Source organism: Bacteroides sp. Phil13 (assembly GCF_001940965.1).
Lineage (GTDB): Bacteria > Bacteroidota > Bacteroidia > Bacteroidales > Bacteroidaceae > Bacteroides > Bacteroides intestinalis.
On sequence record NZ_MSHA01000100.1, the window covers coordinates 76,457 to 94,611 of the forward strand.

The window sequence follows — 18,155 nt, forward strand, 5'->3', positions numbered from 1 at the left end:
ATAAACGACTAAAATACAGAATTGTATGTTGAAGACATTTTCAATCGGTGGTGTTCATCCACACGAAAATAAACTTTCAGCACATCAGCCCATCATCAAGGCGGAAGTTCCTGCCAAAGCTGTGATTCTGCTGGGACAGCACATCGGTGCACCTGCAAAACCGCTTGTGGCTAAAGGAGATGTGGTGAAAGTCGGCACAAAGATTGCTGAACCCGGTGGTTTTGTATCTGCAGCCATCCACTCGTCTGTCAGCGGCAAGGTTGCTAAGATCGATTCGATTATCGATGCCAGCGGTTATCCGAAGCCAGCTATTTTTATCGACGTAGAAGGTGACGAATGGGAAGAAAGCATTGACCGCACAGAAACTTTGGTGAAGGAATGTAATCTTACCTCTGAAGAAATTGTGAAAAAGATTGCCGATGCCGGTATTGTAGGTTTGGGTGGTGCTTGTTTCCCTACTCAAGTGAAACTTTGTCCGCCGCCTGCATTCAAGGCAGAATGTGTGATCATTAATGCCGTAGAATGTGAACCCTACCTGACAGCTGATCACCAGTTAATGCTGGAACATGCAGAAGAAATTATGGTAGGTGTATCTATCCTGATGAAGGCCGTAAAGGTTAATAAGGCATTTATCGGTATTGAAAATAATAAGCCGGATGCTATTCAGTTGATGACAAAAGTTGCTTCCAGCTATGCAGGTATTGAGGTGGTTGCTTTGAAAGTGCAATATCCGCAAGGAGGTGAAAAGCAGTTGATTGATGCCATCACCAGCCGTCAGGTAGCAAGTGGCGCATTGCCTATCTCTACAGGTGCTGTGGTACAGAATGTGGGTACTGCATTTGCCGTATATCAAGCTGTACAGAAGAATAAGCCATTGTTTGAACGTGTGATTACCGTAACAGGAAAATCGGTGGCAAAACCCTCCAACTTCCTGGCACGTATCGGTACACCGATGAAGCAGTTGATTGATGCTTGCGGTGGTTTGCCCGAAGATACAGGTAAGATTATCGGTGGTGGCCCGATGATGGGAAAGGCGTTGATAAATACAGATGTACCAACTGCTAAAGGTAGTTCTGGTATTCTGATAATGAACAATAAGGAAGCCAAGCGCGGTGAAATTCAACCTTGCATCCGTTGCGCAAAGTGCGTGGGTGCTTGTCCGATGGGATTGGAGCCTTATTTGTTGTCGGCGCTTGCTGAACATACCGAATTCGAGAGAATGGAGAAAGAAAGAATAATGGATTGTATCGAGTGCGGTTCTTGCCAGTTCACCTGTCCTGCGAACCGTCCGTTGCTGGACTATTGCCGTTTGGGTAAAGGTAAAGTAGGAGCGATCATCCGTGCACGTCAAGCTAAAAAATAACGAAGTATGGAAAATAAATTAATAGTATCACTTTCGCCCCACGTCCATGGTGGTGACAGCGTGAAAAAGAATATGTATGGCGTGCTCATTGCATTGATTCCTGCATTTCTCGTATCACTCTATTTCTTCGGACTGGGTGCGCTGATTGTTACGGCTACTTCGGTAGCTGCCTGTTTGTTCTTTGAATGGGCTATCGGCAAATTCCTTTTAAAGAAAGAAACCACGACTATTTGTGACGGTTCTGCCGTAATCACAGGTGTGTTGCTGGCATTCAACTTACCTTCCAATCTGCCTATCTGGATTATTATTCTGGGTGCATTGTTTGCAATAGGTGTCGGTAAAATGTCTTTTGGCGGACTGGGTTGTAATCCGTTCAACCCCGCATTGGCGGGCCGTGTATTCCTGTTGCTCTCTTTCCCTGTGCAGATGACGAGCTGGCCGGTTGTCGGACAGTTGACTTCTTATACAGATGCAACGACGGCGGCTACACCTCTTAACCTGATGAAGCAGATTGCCGGTGGAAATATAGAAGCTTTAAAAGATTTGCCTTCTTCTTTTGACTTATTGATTGGTAATAATGGAGGTTGCTTGGGTGAAGTAAGTGCCTTGGCATTGCTGTTGGGATTGGCTTATATGCTTTGGAAGAAAATTATAACCTGGCATATTCCTATTTCTATATTGGCAACAGTATTTGTATTCTCAGGTATCATGCATCTGGTAGATCCGGAAGTATATGTATCTCCGGTGCTTCAACTGCTTACAGGTGGTTTGATGTTGGGTGCTATCTTTATGGCTACGGATTATGTCACTTCTCCGATGAGCAAGAAAGGGATGTTGATCTATGGTGTGTGTATCGGTCTGCTGACAGTGATTATCCGTTTGTTCGGTGCTTATCCTGAGGGTATGTCATTCGCCATCCTGATTATGAATGCCTTTACTCCGTTGATAAATACATATTGTAAACCTAAACGCTTTGGGGAGGTAGCGAAGAAGAAATGAAAAAGTTAGAATCATCCTTGAAGAATATGTTGCTGGTACTCACGGGTGTTACCGCTATTTCTGTGGCGTTGCTGGCGTATGTAAATGAGCTGACGAAAGAACCTATTGCACAAGCCAATGCAAAGACATTGAGTGATGCGGTAAGTGCGGTTGTTCCTGGTTTTGATAACGATCCGATTGCGGAAAAAAAGGTGCAGGCTGTGAATGGTGTGGATTATGCCGTGTATCCTGCAACGAAAGACGGACAATTTATTGGTGCCGCTGTAGAAGCCAGTTCAATGGCATTTGGCGGTGAACTGAAGGTACTGGTCGGTTTTGATGCAGAAGGAAACATTATAGATTATTCTTTGTTGTCGCATGCGGAAACTCCGGGATTGGGTTCCAAAGCTGCCGATTGGTTTAAAGAAGGCAACAAAGGAAGTATTAAGGGAATGAATCCGGGTAAGGCTCCTTTGTCTGTTAGCAAAGACGGGGGACAGGTAGATGCTATTACCGCTTCTACCATTACTTCACGTGCTTTCCTGAATGCTGTGAATGCTGCTTATGCTGCTTATGCGGGTCAGAATGAGTCTGATGCTGCTACGGGCGCTACACAAAAAGTTGTTGAACCTGCTGAAAACGCAGCTACTGAGGCTACGAATTCCATCAGCGCTAAATAAAGAAAGGAGTAGAAGATATGAATAATTTTAAAGTTATGATGAACGGGATTATTAAAGAGAATCCTACGTTTGTACTCCTGCTTGGTATGTGTCCTACGCTGGGTACTACCTCTTCCGCCATTAATGGTATGGGTATGGGATTGGCAACCATGTTCGTGTTGATTTGCTCTAATATTGTAATCTCGGCTATTAAGAATGTTATCCCTGATATGGTGCGTATTCCATCTTTTATCGTAGTTATCGCATCTTTTGTAACGTTGTTGCAAATGGTGATGCAGGCTTATGTTCCTGCTCTGTATGCTACGCTGGGTCTGTTTATTCCGCTGATTGTGGTAAACTGTATCGTACTGGGACGTGCCGAAGCTTTTGCTGCAAAGAATACTCCGGTAGCTTCTTTCTTTGATGGTTTGGGAATGGGACTTGGTTTTACCTTGGCTCTTACTCTGTTGGGTGCCGTACGTGAGTTTCTGGGAACAGGCAAAATCTTCAATCTGACTATTCTTCCTGAAGAATACGGTATGTTGATATTTGTACTTGCGCCGGGTGCATTCATCGCGTTGGGTTATCTGATTGCATTGATTAACAGCTTTAAAAAAGCATAATTAAGAACTTAGTATGGAATATATATTGATATTTATTTCGGCAATCTTTGTTAACAACATCGTGTTGTCACAATTCCTGGGAATTTGTCCGTTCCTCGGAGTATCCAAGAAAGTGGAAACTGCATTGGGTATGTCGGCTGCTGTAGCATTCGTACTTACTATTGCTACTATAGTGACATTCCTTATTCAAAAGTTTGTTCTTGATGCTTTCGGTTTGGAATACCTGCAAACAATTACCTTTATTTTGGTAATTGCAGCCTTGGTTCAGATGGTAGAAATCATTCTTAAAAAAGTATCACCTTCCCTATATCAGGCACTGGGTGTATTTTTACCTTTGATTACTACAAACTGCTGTATTCTTGGTGTGGCCATTCTTGTAATTCAAAAGGATTATGACCTGTTGACGGGTGTAGTTTATGCATTCTCTACTGCTATTGGCTTTGGCTTGGCACTGACACTCTTTGCGGGTTTGCGTGAACAGATGAGTTTGGTGAATATTCCGAAAGGCATGAAAGGAACTCCGATTGCTTTAATTACAGCCGGTCTTTTGGCTATGGCTTTCATGGGATTCTCCGGTGTAGTAAAGATCTGAAAAAAAGAACATTCAGTAATAGATAAGGGGTAGAAGAAATTCTGCCCCTTTTTAATTTAAACTAAAAAAATACTCTTTTTTCTTTTTATCTAAAATTAATTTCCTTAAATTTGCCGCCACAACGATGATAACCTATAAGAATAAATCACTGATGAAAGAAAAAATCTTGGTTACAGGTGGAACTGGTTATATTGGTTCACATACTGTAGTAGAACTTCAAAACGCAGGTTATGAAGTAGTGATAATAGATAATTTGTCAAACTCTAGCGCCGATGTAGTTGATAACATCGAAAAAGTATCAGGTATTCGTCCTGCATTCGAGAAATTGGATTGTTTGGATTTCGCTGGTCTTGACGCTGTGTTTACTAAATATAAAGGCATTAAAGCCATCATCCACTTTGCAGCCAGTAAGGCTGTAGGCGAGTCGGTTCAGAAACCATTGCTTTATTATCGCAATAATCTGGTTTCATTGATTAACCTGCTTGAGTTGATGCCAAAGCACGGAGTGGAAGGTATTGTGTTCTCTTCTTCTTGTACAGTTTATGGTCAGCCGGACGAATTGCCGGTAACGGAGAAAGCCCCGATTAAGAAAGCTGAATCTCCTTACGGTAATACGAAGCAGATCAATGAAGAAATCGTTCGTGATACAGTGGCTTCAGGTGCTCCTATCAATGCAATTTTGCTGCGCTATTTCAATCCGATTGGTGCGCATCCGACAGCATTGCTTGGTGAGTTACCCAATGGTGTGCCTCAGAACTTGATACCTTATCTGACCCAGACCGCTATCGGTATCCGTGAGAAACTGAGCGTCTTTGGTGATGATTATGATACGCCCGATGGCTCTTGTATACGCGACTTCATTAATGTAGTCGATTTGGCAAAAGCACATGTTATCGCTATCCGCCGTATTTTGGAAAAGAAACAAAAGGAAACAGTGGAAGTGTTTAATATCGGAACGGGACGCGGTCTTTCAGTATTGGAATTGATTAACGCTTTCGAAAAGGCAACCGGTGTGAAACTGAATTATCAGATTGTCGGTCGTCGTGCGGGAGATATTGAAAAGGTATGGGCCGATCCTAAATTCGCTAATGAAGAGTTGGGTTGGAAAGCTGTTGAAACCATCGAAGATACATTGCGTTCTGCATGGAACTGGCAATTGAAGCTTCGTGAGAGAGGTATTCAATAAGCGATAAAAGAGATTTTTGTTTTTATTAACAAATAGGAAATGAACAAATGCTTCCCCGCATTTGTTTATATGTTGCAAATCAGCCTGACGCTGTTTATGTATATGTGAATATCCGTAACTAGTACTTATGCCTCCCCGGCATAGACAGGTAAGATTGCATAGTAGTTTTGTCGTGTTTTATTTTGTGTTTGTGTTGTGAATAAGCCTTGTCGGGAGACAGGGCTTATTTTTTTTCTTGTTCTTCTATTGCCTTATTCAGTAAAAAAGTCGTTTCTTTAAGTTTTTCGACAATCTTTATTTTAGTAGTTTCGTCAAACCGAATATCTGGCAAATAAATCCCCAGACTTGCGATGATTGTCTTGTTTTTATAAATAGGAGTTGCTAGGCTAACAACATGGTTGGCATTGGAAGTGATTTCCACTTCTTTAGCTCTAATTTCACTTAAGGCAGCAACCAGATTTTGTGTATTCTTTATTTCCGGCCACAATTCTTTATCAGGTAATCCGTATTTTCCAGTGAAATAGTTTAATTCCTTTAGGGAGTAGTGGGCTAGTATCATTCTTCCGGTAGTAGCTTTATAAACGCTGGATTCTTGAGTGGTTCTGACCTGGATTTCGTGGGTACATTCTGCTTCATATAATAAAATTCGTTTCCCCCCTTCAATAATGGAGAGAATAACCGTTTCATTTATACTATCCCGAAGCCGTTCAATAAGAGGCTTTGCGATTTCTTTCAGTTCAGCATAATAGGTATATGAGTTGGTTAATTGATAAGCCATATAGCCTAGTTTGTATCCCTTCTTTGCGCCTATCTGTTCTACATAGTTTCTGTTTACCAATGTTTTTAATATGTTGGCACATGTTCCATGGTTTAATTGAAGTGAATCTGCAATTTCGGACAAGCTTAGGTCTTCTTTGGGGCTGGAAGCTATTACTTCAAGAATGCTTAGGGCCCGATGTATGACTTGTATCATATCTATAATATAAAAGTTATTTTTTAATAGTTTTATAATGCAAAATTAGGAATTATAATTCTATTGCCAATTTTTAGGTTTTGTTTTTAACTACTATTGTGTGTATGGCCTCGTGTAGAGCCCTTTTGATGGCTTATTCTTATGTTCTACAGCAGAAATCGCATTTTTTTTCTGCTGATTGTTTTGATCCTAAAAGACTAATAGTAATTTTGCATTGAAAAATTAAATTTTATATTATGAAAACAAGATGTTATTTGTTACTGTGTATGTTTGTTTGCACCACGGCTTTTGCTCAGCATGGTGTAAAAGGCAAAATTGTGGATGCCGGTACCGGAGAGTCTTTGGTAGGCGTGAATGTTACGGTAAAAAATGAGAGTTCCGTAGGTACGATTTCCGATTTGGACGGAAATTATTCTTTGGTTGTTTCTAAAACTGCTACTTTGGTATTTTCGTATATAGGTTACATAAGCCAGGAGATACCGGTAGGAGAGAAAAACATGATTAATGTTTCATTGGTTGAGGATTCAAAAACCTTAAGTGAAGTTGTTGTGATTGGTTATGGAACCATGAAAAAATCAGATTTAACTGGTTCTGTGGTCAAAGCAGATTTGAATACTATGAAAGATTCTCCAAATACAAGTATCATTCAGTCTCTTCATGGTAACGTGGCTGGCATACAAGTAGGGCAAGTGAATACAGCAGGAGAAGAACCGACTATGCAAGTACGTGGTCAGACTACCATCAATGGTAATAAGGATTTGTTAATTGTATTGGATGGAGTTATCTATAACGGTAGAATCGGCGATATAAATCCTTCAGATGTTACATCCATTGATATATTGAAGGATGCCAGTAGTAAGGCTGTATATGGTGCTAAGGCAGCTAATGGTGTATTGATGATTTCTACTAAATCCGGACGACGTGGGGCTGCTCCGCGAATCAGTTATTCCAGTAATTGGTCATTTAGTAATCCTACCAAAAACTTCCGTCCACTGAATCGTGAAGAATGGTTGCGAAAAGTCCGCGACGTAGAATATGAAAAGGCTTATACGCAATCTTCCGGTTATACGGAAATAAATCCTGCTTGGGAGTTTTCTAGCAGCTCGTTGAATATTTCTCAGATGAATGGGATAGATGATGGAATTGAATACGACTGGTGGGGAAATGCCAAGCAGACAGGCCATGTCTATACAAATACCATTAATGTGGATGGAGGGAATGAACAGGTATCCTATTTCCTTTCGGGTAGTTTTACGGATCAAGCAGGCATTATAAAGAATGATAAATATAAGCGAACTACGTTCCGGACTAATGTGGATGTTAGAATAGCTCCTTGGTTAAAAGTAGGAACGAATACATTTATCTCTTTTCTTAACTATTCCGGAGAATGTCCGAATATAAACAGTATAGTCCGGATGCCAAGTGTTGTTATGCCTCAAAATGATGAAGGTGAATGGATAGTTAGTCCAAACGGCGGAAACATAAAGAATCCATTCCTTGCTTATCTTTCGGATGATTTGGACAAAAGGCATCAAATAAATACAACCGTTTATGGTATAGTGAATATTCCTTTCGTTAAGGGATTAAGTTATAGAATTAATTACAATTATACGACGGGAGTTACCAATCAGTATAATTACAATCAATATGAGGCCAGTGAGAAAGGAGAAGCTTCAAAATATATCGGCAATACTTATTATTGGCTGGTTGATAATATTGTAAACTATTCCAACACATTTGGTAATCACCATTTGGATGCGACGTTTGTTTACGGTTGTAACAGGCGAAGCGGAGATGGAACCCGAGCATTGGGAGAACAATACTCGAATACAGCCACAGGATATAATGACTTGGGACAAGCTATTATTCAGAAAATTAGTTCATCTGCTTGGAAAGAAAGCAATCTATATCAGATGGGACGTTTCTCGTACAATTATATGGGTAAATATTTCATGACCGGAACATTAAGGCGTGATGGCTTTTCCGGTTTTGCTTCCAATCATAAGTTCGGATGGTTTCCGTCATTTGGCTTAGGCTGGACATTATCTCAAGAATCTTTTATGGAGAGATTCAAGCATTTGGATAATTTGAAACTCCGTGCAAGTTATGGAGTGACTGGTAATCAAACAGACCGATATTCTTCTTTGGCTAAAGTCGTATTGGGAGGTGAGCACAGTTATGTGTTTGGAGATGGTGCTGTGACGGCTTTGGGTTCTAATGTCTCAACCATGGGTAATGTGGATTTGAAGTGGGAAACGACATCCGAATATAATGTAGGCATTGACTTTGCATGTTATGGAAACAGGATTTCAGGTTCTATCGACTATTATAATGCCACTACCAAGAATCTGCTTTGGAATGTCGTGATTCCTTCAATAACCGGTTTTAAGTCGGTTCGAAGTAATGTTGGAAAATTGAGAAACCAAGGTTTGGAAATTGTGCTCAATACCATTCCTGTCAAAACAAAGGATTTTGAATGGTCGTTGGGATTTAACTTTGCGACTAATCAAAACAAGATTGTTTCATTGTTGGGAGAAGATAATGATAAAGATGGGAAAGAGGATGATTTGATATCAAGTGGTCTTTTTATAGGAGAATCAATAGGCACGATATATGGGTACGAGATAGAAGGTATTTGGCAAATTGCCGATAAGGAGAATGGCAGCATTATGGAAGGGTTTTATCCCGGTACCTATAAGATAAAAGATCAGAATAATGACGGGAAAATATCCGCTGATAAAGACAGGGTAATACTAGGACATCAAGAGCCTGCTTATACTCTTGGCATCAAAAACAGGTTCAGTTACAAAGGATTTGATCTTAATCTTTTTATTAATGTAATCCAAGGAGGGAAGAAAGGATATATGAGCTACAATAAACGTCCGGATTATATAGGCAATTCCATAGGCAATGCAGAAAATCAAAACTGGACGAATGCATATGATTATTGGTCACCGCGCAATCCGAACGCTAAATTCGCAACAGTATGGTCTTCACCGACGATGGAGGGAGAGATTGTACAGCAAAGGAGTTTTGTCCGTTTGCAGGATGCTTCCTTAGGATATACTTTAGAACAGAAATTCATCAAGAAATTGGGTATTGACAATCTCAGGCTCTTTATGAGCGGGCAAAATCTGTTGACATTTACCGGTTGGGATGGTTGGGATCCGGAAGTCGGTTTAGGAATTGCGTCAACCGCTTATCCTGTTATGCGAACATATTCTTTGGGTATAGATATAACTTTTTAAAGATAATAAAATGAAACTAAATAGATTAATCATTGGATTGTTATCCATATGTTTTGTCGCTTCTTGCGATGAAAGTGCTTTTTTGAAAGAAGAACCGTTAGATTTTTTAGGTCTTGAAAATGCTTATAAATCATACGATGATTGTCAAACAGCCATCAATGGTCTTTATGCCAAGGTACGGGCTAATTTCTATAATAGTGATTTCATTTTTTTCATGAGTACGGATGTTGCCAAGAATGCGCGTCACAATAACAATTTTATGGGAAATATGAAGGACTGGATGATACCCGAACAAGCAGGCATTGCTGATTTGTGGGATAGGGAATACAAACTGATAAGCAATGCAAACACTTTGATAGACAGGGTGGCTGCATTGTCGATTACTGATGAGCAAAAATCTCTTGTTACAGCAGAAGCCAAGTTCTTCAGAGCTTTCGGATACAGGACGTTGGTGTATTGTTTTGGAGGGGTACCTCTTGTTCTGGAGGAAAATAAAGTTCCCAAAACGGACTATACACGCAATACGAAAGAAGAAGTATTGAAAGCCATGAAAGAGGACTTTGAGGAGGCCACAAAAAAACTTCCGGATATTGAAGTTGTGGCAGATGGAAAAATATCCAATCTGGTAGCCAAACACTATTTGGCGGAAACTCTTATTTCATTGGGAGAATATTCGGCTGCAGTCAAGTATTTGAGTGAAATAATCGATGCTCCCCATGTCGCATTAATGAAGACTCGTTTCGGATCACATAAGAATGAAGCAGGAGATGTGTTTTGGGATTTGTTCAGAAGAAAGAACCAGAATCGTTCAACTAACGGGAATACAGAAGCACTTTGGGTTATTCAGATGGAAGTGGATACGGAAGGAGGATATCTGGTTTCGACTAAATACCGACCCTACTATCTTGAGCGTTTTGCTGCTCCTGTCACTTATTCATTGAAGGATCCCGAAGGAAAGGTGGCATTTTTGTCGACGAACGGCCGTTCCGATTTGAATGTAGGAGGTCGTGGCGTATCGAACATGTGTAATACCGATTGGTGGTTGAATGATTTGTGGGAGAGCGATTTTGATAATGACATACGGAATTCCAAGTACAATATTGTCCGTAATGCCTATTATGATTTGCCTTCTTCCAAATACTATGGAAAAAGTGTGTTCGGCGAAGACTCGTATAGTAAGACTTTGAAGGAAAATTGGTGGCGTTGGTTTCCATGGCCGTCAAAAATCACTACTCCGGGAGAGCATCCTGAAGCATTGTATGAGGATAAGGAGAACCTGCTTTTGAAATCGACGGCTGGTGGTACCTATCTTGACCAATATATGCTTCGGCTGCCCGAATGCTATCTTCTTCGTGCCGAAGCCTATCTGGATATGGGGGACAAGGACAAAGCTGCCGCTGATATAAACGTGGTAAGAAACAGGTCGCATGCAAAAGATATCGTAGCGGAAGATGTGACTATCGATTATATTTTGGATGAACGTGCACGGGAAATGGTTTACGAGGAGTTTCGCCGTATTACACTGGGACGTTTGGGAAAATATGTGGAGCGTACACGTAAATGCAACGAATACAATGGTCTGCAAATGGAAGATTACCACGAGCTGTTTCCCATTCCATACAGTGTGATTGAGGCTAACAAGAATGCGGTTCTGGAGCAAAATCCCGGATATTCCGATTAATTAATCTTTAACTATACAATTATGCTACGTTTACTAATTGTTTGTTTAATGTTTGTTTTAGGCACCGGAGTTTCTTCCGGTGCCCAGAAAGATACAATCAGGGTTCTTTTCATCGGGAATAGCTATACTCATTTCAACAGAATGGTACAGACGGTACAAGAACTTGGTCAAAGTGTGAATGTGCCTGTTTATGCTCAAAAGGTGGCTGTCGGTGGATGGTTTCTGAAACAACATGCTGCCAGTTCGCATACAATTGACGCTATTAAACAAGGTCGTTGGGACTATGTCGTGTTGCAGGAGCAGAGTTTGGCAATGGCATGGGAGTATGAGTACTTGCAAAAACAGGTTATGCCGTCAGTTGTAAAATTGGACAGCATTGTCCGGAAATATAATACGGAAGGAAAAGTGCTGCTCTACATGACGTGGGGACGAAATAATGATAGTTTTGACAATATGCAGAAGCGTATTACGGCTGCATATACTTCCGTGGCAGACAGCATAGGCTGCGAATGTATACCTGTGGGGCTGGCTTTTGAGCGGGTAAGGAAAGAACGCCCCGAATTGAGTATTTATCAGTCTGATGACAGTCATCCCACTCATATTGGAAGTTATTTAATTGCCAATATGTTTCTTTCTTATTTCACTTCCAAGCAATATGTGAGCCATTGCTACGGTCGGTTAATGCAGGATGATGCACTCTATTTGCAGCGGGTGGCTCAAGAAGTTACCAAAAACTGGAAAAGAGACAGGACGTTCCCGCTCATTGGTCATTTAAAGCCTAAATCGGTGGCCGATACACGCAATCATTTGACAATTGGCTGTGAGGTCTTAGACCGTGATTATGCGGACTATGAACAATACAAGAAATACCTGGCTCCATTAGGTATGCGTAAGATAAGGCTTCAAGCAGGATGGGCAAAAACGGAGAAGGTGAAGGGGCATTATGATTTCAGATGGCTCGACACTATCATAGACGACGCTTTAGGACGCGGACTGGAAATCTGGTTGGAAGTTTCGTACGGAAATCCTATATATCAAGGTGGAGGAACTCCTTTTTTGAAAGGAGGATGGCCTGTTTCGGAGGAAGGAAAAACTGGATGGAATAATTGGGTGCGAGCATTGGCGCAACATTATAAAGGGAGAGTACATGAATGGGAAATCTGGAATGAACCAGACATAAACAAGGAACTGGGCAAGGACTATGAAAGCCTTGCAGAACTGAATATTCGTACTGCGGAAATCATTAAGGAAGTAGATCCTAAGGCTAAAATTGCAGCATTGGCTCTTGCGTTGATTACTGATACGACATTGACTGAAAATTGTCTTAAGGAGTTTAAGAAACGTGGTAAACTGGATTTGTTCGATTGGATTTCGTATCATCAATACATGTTCCGTCCAGAGGACATGTATCCTTTGGTGGAGAGGCTTCGGACAGTAGTCGGTAAATACTCATCTCACATAAAGCTGTGGCAGGGAGAAAGCGGTGCCCCGTCAAGAGGACGGATGGGGGGAGCACTGAGTGCTTATGACTGGACTGAAACCTCTCAGGCCAAATGGGCGTTAAGGCGGATATTGGGTGATCATGGACGAGACATTGCAACGGGAATATTTTGTATTTCAGATATGAATTATGCGGCAACTGATGCCATTAAAAAGAAAAACGTGAAGGGATTGCTGCAAACAGATGATGAGAAACGGGTGATACGTCCTAAAATGGCTTATTTTGCGGTTCAGAATCTGATGTCGGTGTTTGATTTATTCAACTACAGGCTTGATGCGGAAAAAATCAGTCTGAATCGTGATTATTCATGTAGTAAATTCTTGTATGAGACAGAAAAAGATGGACTGCAATCATGCCTGTTATGGTGGGACGATTCTACTCCATTTAATTTTAATGCACCTATTCCAACGGAAGTAAGAGTTAAAAGTGGAAAGTTTGAATGTCCGGTAATTGTAGATATTCTTTCGGGAACAGTTAAAAAAATACCTGAGGATAAAATTACGAAAAAGGGGAAGGAATACATCTTCAGTGGCATTCAGATATATGATTCACCTATATTGATAACGGATAAGAGCTTGATTCAATTTGACAAATAATATGGAGTTACAATTACAGGAACTGGATTACTGGGCCATTGGTGTTTATATATTATTGATGGCAGGGATAGGGTTATCTTTCGGTTGGTTTATTAAAGATGTCGGTGCTTATTTCAAGGGAAATGGCACTATCCCCTGGGTGATGGCTACCGTTACCAATTTTATGGGATTGTTCAGTACGTTTGTCTTCGTGGCTTATGCCGGGATTGCTTACGAGTACGGGTTGGTCTCTGTTACGGTATTTTGGTCCACTGTACCGGCATGTATCATTGGCAGCCTGTGGCTTGGCGGACGTTGGCGGCGGACTGGTTGCGTCACTCCCATCGAATATTTGGAACAGCGTTATAGTTTCTCTGTTCGTGAAATAATGACGTGGGTAGGATTACTGGTGAGGCTGTTAGACAATATGGTGCGGTTGTATGCTATTGGTGTGTTCATTACTGTAGTCACTCCTCTGTCATTGGAATGGGCCATCATCGTTTCGGGTGTAATTGTTACGCTGTTCAATATTATTGGCGGTATCTGGACTGTAACGATTATGAGTACGGTACAGTTTGTGATCTTAATACTTATTACCTGTGTACTGTTGCCCGTGTCCTTACGTGAAGTGGGAGGTATCGGTGGACTTTATCAGCAGATTCCTGAGAAGATGACGTGGTTTAATGGTCCCAAAGGAGCATTTTTCTGGTTGGCAATCTATTATGTGATGACGATGATAAAATACAATGAGAACTGGACATTTATTCAGAAATTTTTTTGTGTGAAAGACGAAAAAGCAGCTAAGAAAATGGGAGTTCTGACGGGTATCCTCTTTTTAGTGTTTACCCCGATATTCCTCATTCCGGCTGTTGCCTCTTCTTTAATAGTTCCGGAACTGGAGAATCCGGAGATGTCCTATATATCGGTTGCCATTCGCTTGCTTCCTGCCGGTATTATGGGTATCATGTTTTCTTCGATGTTTGCGGCAACTATGTCTTCACTGAATGCCGAGTACAATGTTATGTCGAGTGTTTTTACAAAGGATGTATATCAGCGGTTGTTTAATACGGAAGCTGCTGAAAAACGCCTTCTGGTTGTGGCTCGTTGGTCTACATTAGTTATCGGAGCACTGATTACAGTAGGTGCTATCTATATCGAAGGGTTTGGAGGAGCTTTTGAAGCCAATAAACTGTTTACGGGAATATTCTGTATTCCTATAGGTATTCCTTTGGTATTGGGTATTGTAAGCCGCAAGCCGAATGCCAAGGCGGCTATAATTACGATCAGTGCTGGAATTGTAGTAGGGATTGTCTTGAATGCACTTCCCGAAGTGGATTGGGAGATGGCAACACTTATCGAGTTAATAGTTTGTTTGGTTCTTTATTATCTGCCGGTTTATGGGCAGATGGATATGAAAGACAAAGTGAAAGTGGATGAACTGTTTGATGCCTTGAGTGTGAATATAGACCCTAAAAAGGTTCCTTCCATTTCATCGCAATATGTTAAAGCACTGATGATATTACTGTTGGTATCTCTTGTTGTATCCGGTGGGCTTTTTATAGGAATGAGCATTCCCAATCTACGTTCTATGGGTGGAGATTTGAGTTTATGTGCCGGCATTTTGAGTCTTTTACTGGCAGTGGCTCTGTGTGTTGTTTATAAATTGAAAATAAAAAAGTAAATAATGAAACTAGCATGGTATTTACCTACTTTGCCATCGGTAAAGTGGAAGATTGCAACCCAATTGGGTGTAGAATATGCGGTAGCGGCATTGCCTGCCGAACGGTATTATATGAAACCGTGGGATTTCAAGGCTCTGCTTTATGCTAAAGAGAGTTTGAATGATGCAGGTCTGAAGCTTGAAGTGATTGAACCGGCTCCTCCCCATTATAAGATTAAGCTGGGATTGCCAGGCAGGGATGAAGAAATAGAGATATTCAAGCAAGTACTGAGAAATATGGCGGCTTTGGATATTCCTGTTTTATGTTACAATTTCATGCCCCAATCCGGTTGGTATCGTACCTCTTTTGCTAAAAAAGGGAGAGGTGGGGCACTGGTAACGGCATTTGATTCAAAATTGATGCAGGCAGCCCCGCAGTTGACTGAAGCCGGGACACAAACTGACATACAGATATGGGACAATTATAAATACTTTATGGATAAGGTATTACCCGTAGCAGAAGCATGTAAAGTGAAACTGGCTCTTCATCCGGATGATCCTCCGGTACCTTCCTTGCAGGGAGTGTCGCGTATCTTTAGAAATGTAGAGAATTTCGACAAAGCCTTAGAACTTTATCCCAGCGATTACAACGGGATAACATTTTGCCAAGGTTCTTTTGCAGCCATGAATGAGGACATACCTTCTTTGATAAGACATTTCGGTCGGAAGATTTTCTTTGTCCATTTCCGAGATATACGTGGAGATGCAGATGCTTTTGAAGAGACATTCCATGATGAAGGGCAGACTGACATGAAAGCCTGCATGCGTGCATATAAGGAAATTGGGTTTGATGGAGTGATCCGTACAGACCATGCTCCTGTTATGGCTGGTGAGTCAGGAGAAAATCCGGCGTATGAGATGCTGGGACATATATTTGCGACAGGATATTTAAAAGGTTTATTAGAAGAATAAAAATGATTATGGACAATAATTTAATGAAGTTAGAGAAATTGATTGAGAAATTGGATAGGATAGATGGTATAGAGTTTCCGATTTCAGATCAAGAATTGTGTGAACGTTACGAAAATCTTTATACAGGAGCTGTAAACGATGTTTTGCGTGAAGCCACATTGATGGATCAAGCTTTGCCGATTACTATCTTGCCATTGCAGTTTGAAATGCGCGCGGCAGGCATCGCATTCACTATTCGCAGTAATCCGGATCCCACTGTCAAGGGGGAAATGGATATCAGGGCACAGATGCTGGATGATATGCCGAAAAATTGTTGTGTGGTATGGGACGCAGGTAATGAAGATGAAGCAGCTCATTGGGGAGAGGTAATGACAGCTTCCGCTATAGCCCGCGGAGCAAGATGTGCTGTGGTCAACGGTGGGCTGCGTGATACGATTCAGGTATTGAAGCAAGACTTTCCTATATTCTACCGTTACCGCAGTTCGAACGGTTCTTTAGGGAGAACTAAAATAACAGGATATAATATACCGGTTAGGATTGGAAAAGTTTATATAAAGCCGGGAGATGTCATTTTTGGTGATGTGGATGGTGTGGTAGCCATTCCGCGTAGCATCGCCTATGACGTATTGTTGAGAGCTGAAGCTATCAAGCAGCAGGAGAGGGAGATGCGTACTTGGGTACATGAAGGCTTTTCTGCTCAGGAGATGGTAAAGAATGGTGGCTATTTTTAAAGCAGCTTGAGTATGGATAGTTTTATTAATGAGGATTTTTTGCTGACGACCCATATTTCCAGGCAACTCTATCATGAGATTGCTGAAAATCTTCCGGTTATAGACTTTCATAACCATCTGGACCCGCGAAAACTGGCAGAAAATCATAAATTCGTTGATTTGGCAGAATTGTGGATTCATGCTGATCCTTACAAACATCGTGTGATGCGTATAGCCGGTATTGACGAAGAGATGATTACAGGGGTTGGCATATCCGGTAAAGAACGGTATGATACGTGGGCCTCCATATTCACACGTACCATTGGTAATCCTTTGTTCCATTGGTCATGTCTGGAGTTAAAACGCTTTTTCGGTATTGACGAAATCTTGAATCGGGAAAATGCGGGGGAGATATGGAAGGTGTGCAATGACATCCTCCGGCAGCCGGGATGGGGAATGCTGGACATCCTGAAGAAATGTCGGGCGGAAATGTTATGTACTTCCGATGATTTATTGGCCGATTTCACTTGGCATCGCCAGGCATCCCTACAACCTCAGAATATTATAGTGAAGCCTTCGCTGCGGGCGGATTCGGTAATTTCTTTTACAACTCCTTCTTTCAAGGATTTCGTTTCGCAGTTAGCGGAGCTTTCAGGTATGAAAATAAAGTGTCTGGAAGATTATCTGAATGCAATAGATATTCGTCTGAACCTTTTTTCTGATGCAGGATGCGAGTACGCCGACCATTCTTTGGATGCGGGTTTCAGGTTTGTACCGGTTTTATCGGGAGAGGCTTCGTCCTTATTCGGTAAATTGTTGCAGATTGGGGAAATCTCTCCTGCGGAAACGGTGAAATTACAGTCGTATGTCTTGTTGTTCATGGGGCGCTGCTATGCACGGAGAAACTGGAACATGCAATTACATATTGGGGCCAAACGGGATACCAATACTCAGTTGCGGACACGGCTTGGTCCGGCGGGAGGATATGCGGCGATCGGTTCGGCGTGCGATGTGAACAGTTTGGTTTGCTTCCTAGACACATTGAATGAGGAGGATTCGTTGCCTCGGACCATTTTGTATACATTAAATCCGGCGGACAATGCTGTTTTTGCCACACTGACCGGTTCATATTCGGGCAGTGGTATTTTAGGAAAAGTGCAATTTGGTCCTGCTTGGTGGTACAATGATCATTTGGAAGGAATGACGCAACAATTGCAATCCCTATCTTCTTATGGACTTTTGAGCTGTTTTGTCGGTATGACGACAGATTCACGGAGTGTACTTTCCTTCTCACGTCATGAATATTTCCGCAGGGTGCTTTGCCGGTTTATCGGTGAAAAGGTAGTCGGCGGAGAGTTCCCGTCGGATATGACTTTATTAGGCGATATAGTAAGAGACATTTGTTATAGAAATTGTAAAAATTGGAGGAAATAG

The 18,155-nt window shown here is 41.5% G+C and carries 14 protein-coding genes; 13 read left to right on the forward strand and 1 reads right to left on the reverse strand.

Going from position 1 to position 18,155, the window contains the following annotated elements:
• Positions 1-25 precede the first annotated feature (25 nt).
• The 6 genes from rsxC to galE all read left to right on the forward strand — a co-directional run bounded on the left by rsxC (position 26) and on the right by galE (position 5,401).
• Positions 26-1,363 carry an electron transport complex subunit RsxC gene (gene rsxC / locus BWI44_RS19475; protein ID WP_007663250.1) on the forward strand — a complete coding sequence of 446 codons (1,338 nt, stop codon included), beginning with the start codon at positions 26-28 and terminating at the stop codon, positions 1,361-1,363.
• 6 nt (positions 1,364-1,369) lie between these two features.
• A complete protein-coding gene (locus BWI44_RS19480; RefSeq protein ID WP_007663248.1) occupies positions 1,370-2,362 on the forward strand; it encodes an RnfABCDGE type electron transport complex subunit D in 993 nt (330 codons plus the stop codon).
• Positions 2,359-3,021 carry an RnfABCDGE type electron transport complex subunit G gene (locus tag BWI44_RS19485; protein WP_195208872.1) on the forward strand — a complete coding sequence of 221 codons (663 nt, stop codon included), beginning with the start codon at positions 2,359-2,361 and terminating at the stop codon, positions 3,019-3,021. The genes BWI44_RS19480 and BWI44_RS19485 overlap by 4 nt, the downstream gene beginning before the upstream one ends.
• Positions 3,022-3,038: 17 nt before the next feature.
• Positions 3,039-3,623, forward strand: coding sequence for an electron transport complex subunit RsxE (gene rsxE / locus BWI44_RS19490; RefSeq protein WP_007663246.1), 585 nt, complete (start codon positions 3,039-3,041; stop codon positions 3,621-3,623).
• Positions 3,624-3,636: 13 nt separating this feature from the next.
• Positions 3,637-4,215: an electron transport complex subunit RsxA gene (rsxA, locus tag BWI44_RS19495; RefSeq protein WP_007663245.1), complete on the forward strand. Its 579-nt coding sequence runs from the start codon at positions 3,637-3,639 to the stop codon at positions 4,213-4,215.
• Positions 4,216-4,366: 151 nt separating this feature from the next.
• Entirely contained in the window at positions 4,367-5,401 is a 1,035-nt protein-coding gene (gene galE / locus BWI44_RS19500; RefSeq protein WP_044534918.1) for a UDP-glucose 4-epimerase GalE, read from the forward strand.
• Positions 5,402-5,624: 223 nt separating this feature from the next.
• Here galE and BWI44_RS19505 read toward each other — a convergent pair whose 3' ends face one another.
• Positions 5,625-6,374: an IclR family transcriptional regulator gene (locus tag BWI44_RS19505; RefSeq protein ID WP_021966973.1), complete on the reverse strand. Its 750-nt coding sequence runs from the start codon at positions 6,372-6,374 to the stop codon at positions 5,625-5,627.
• 236 nt (positions 6,375-6,610) lie between these two features.
• Between BWI44_RS19505 and BWI44_RS19510 the strand changes: the two genes are divergently transcribed.
• Genes BWI44_RS19510 through uxaC form a run of 7 tightly spaced genes read left to right on the forward strand, consistent with a single transcriptional unit; the run spans position 6,611 to position 18,155 of the window.
• Positions 6,611-9,622: a SusC/RagA family TonB-linked outer membrane protein gene (locus BWI44_RS19510; RefSeq protein WP_286816038.1), complete on the forward strand. Its 3,012-nt coding sequence runs from the start codon at positions 6,611-6,613 to the stop codon at positions 9,620-9,622.
• Positions 9,623-9,632: 10 nt separating this feature from the next.
• Complete coding sequence (locus tag BWI44_RS19515; protein ID WP_118220429.1) at positions 9,633-11,303, forward strand: RagB/SusD family nutrient uptake outer membrane protein; 1,671 nt, start codon at positions 9,633-9,635, stop codon at positions 11,301-11,303.
• A gap of 21 nt (positions 11,304-11,324) precedes the next feature.
• Positions 11,325-13,400 carry a GH39 family glycosyl hydrolase gene (locus tag BWI44_RS19520; protein ID WP_286816042.1) on the forward strand — a complete coding sequence of 692 codons (2,076 nt, stop codon included), beginning with the start codon at positions 11,325-11,327 and terminating at the stop codon, positions 13,398-13,400.
• Between the two features lies 1 nt (position 13,401).
• Entirely contained in the window at positions 13,402-15,060 is a 1,659-nt protein-coding gene (locus BWI44_RS19525; RefSeq protein ID WP_286816044.1) for a sodium:solute symporter family transporter, read from the forward strand.
• 3 nt (positions 15,061-15,063) lie between these two features.
• Positions 15,064-16,011, forward strand: coding sequence for a mannonate dehydratase (locus BWI44_RS19530; RefSeq protein ID WP_021966968.1), 948 nt, complete (start codon positions 15,064-15,066; stop codon positions 16,009-16,011).
• Positions 16,012-16,019: 8 nt separating this feature from the next.
• A complete protein-coding gene (locus tag BWI44_RS19535) occupies positions 16,020-16,742 on the forward strand; it encodes an RraA family protein (RefSeq protein WP_021966967.1) in 723 nt (240 codons plus the stop codon).
• A gap of 12 nt (positions 16,743-16,754) precedes the next feature.
• Positions 16,755-18,155, forward strand: coding sequence for a glucuronate isomerase (gene uxaC, locus BWI44_RS19540; RefSeq protein ID WP_286816046.1), 1,401 nt, complete (start codon positions 16,755-16,757; stop codon positions 18,153-18,155).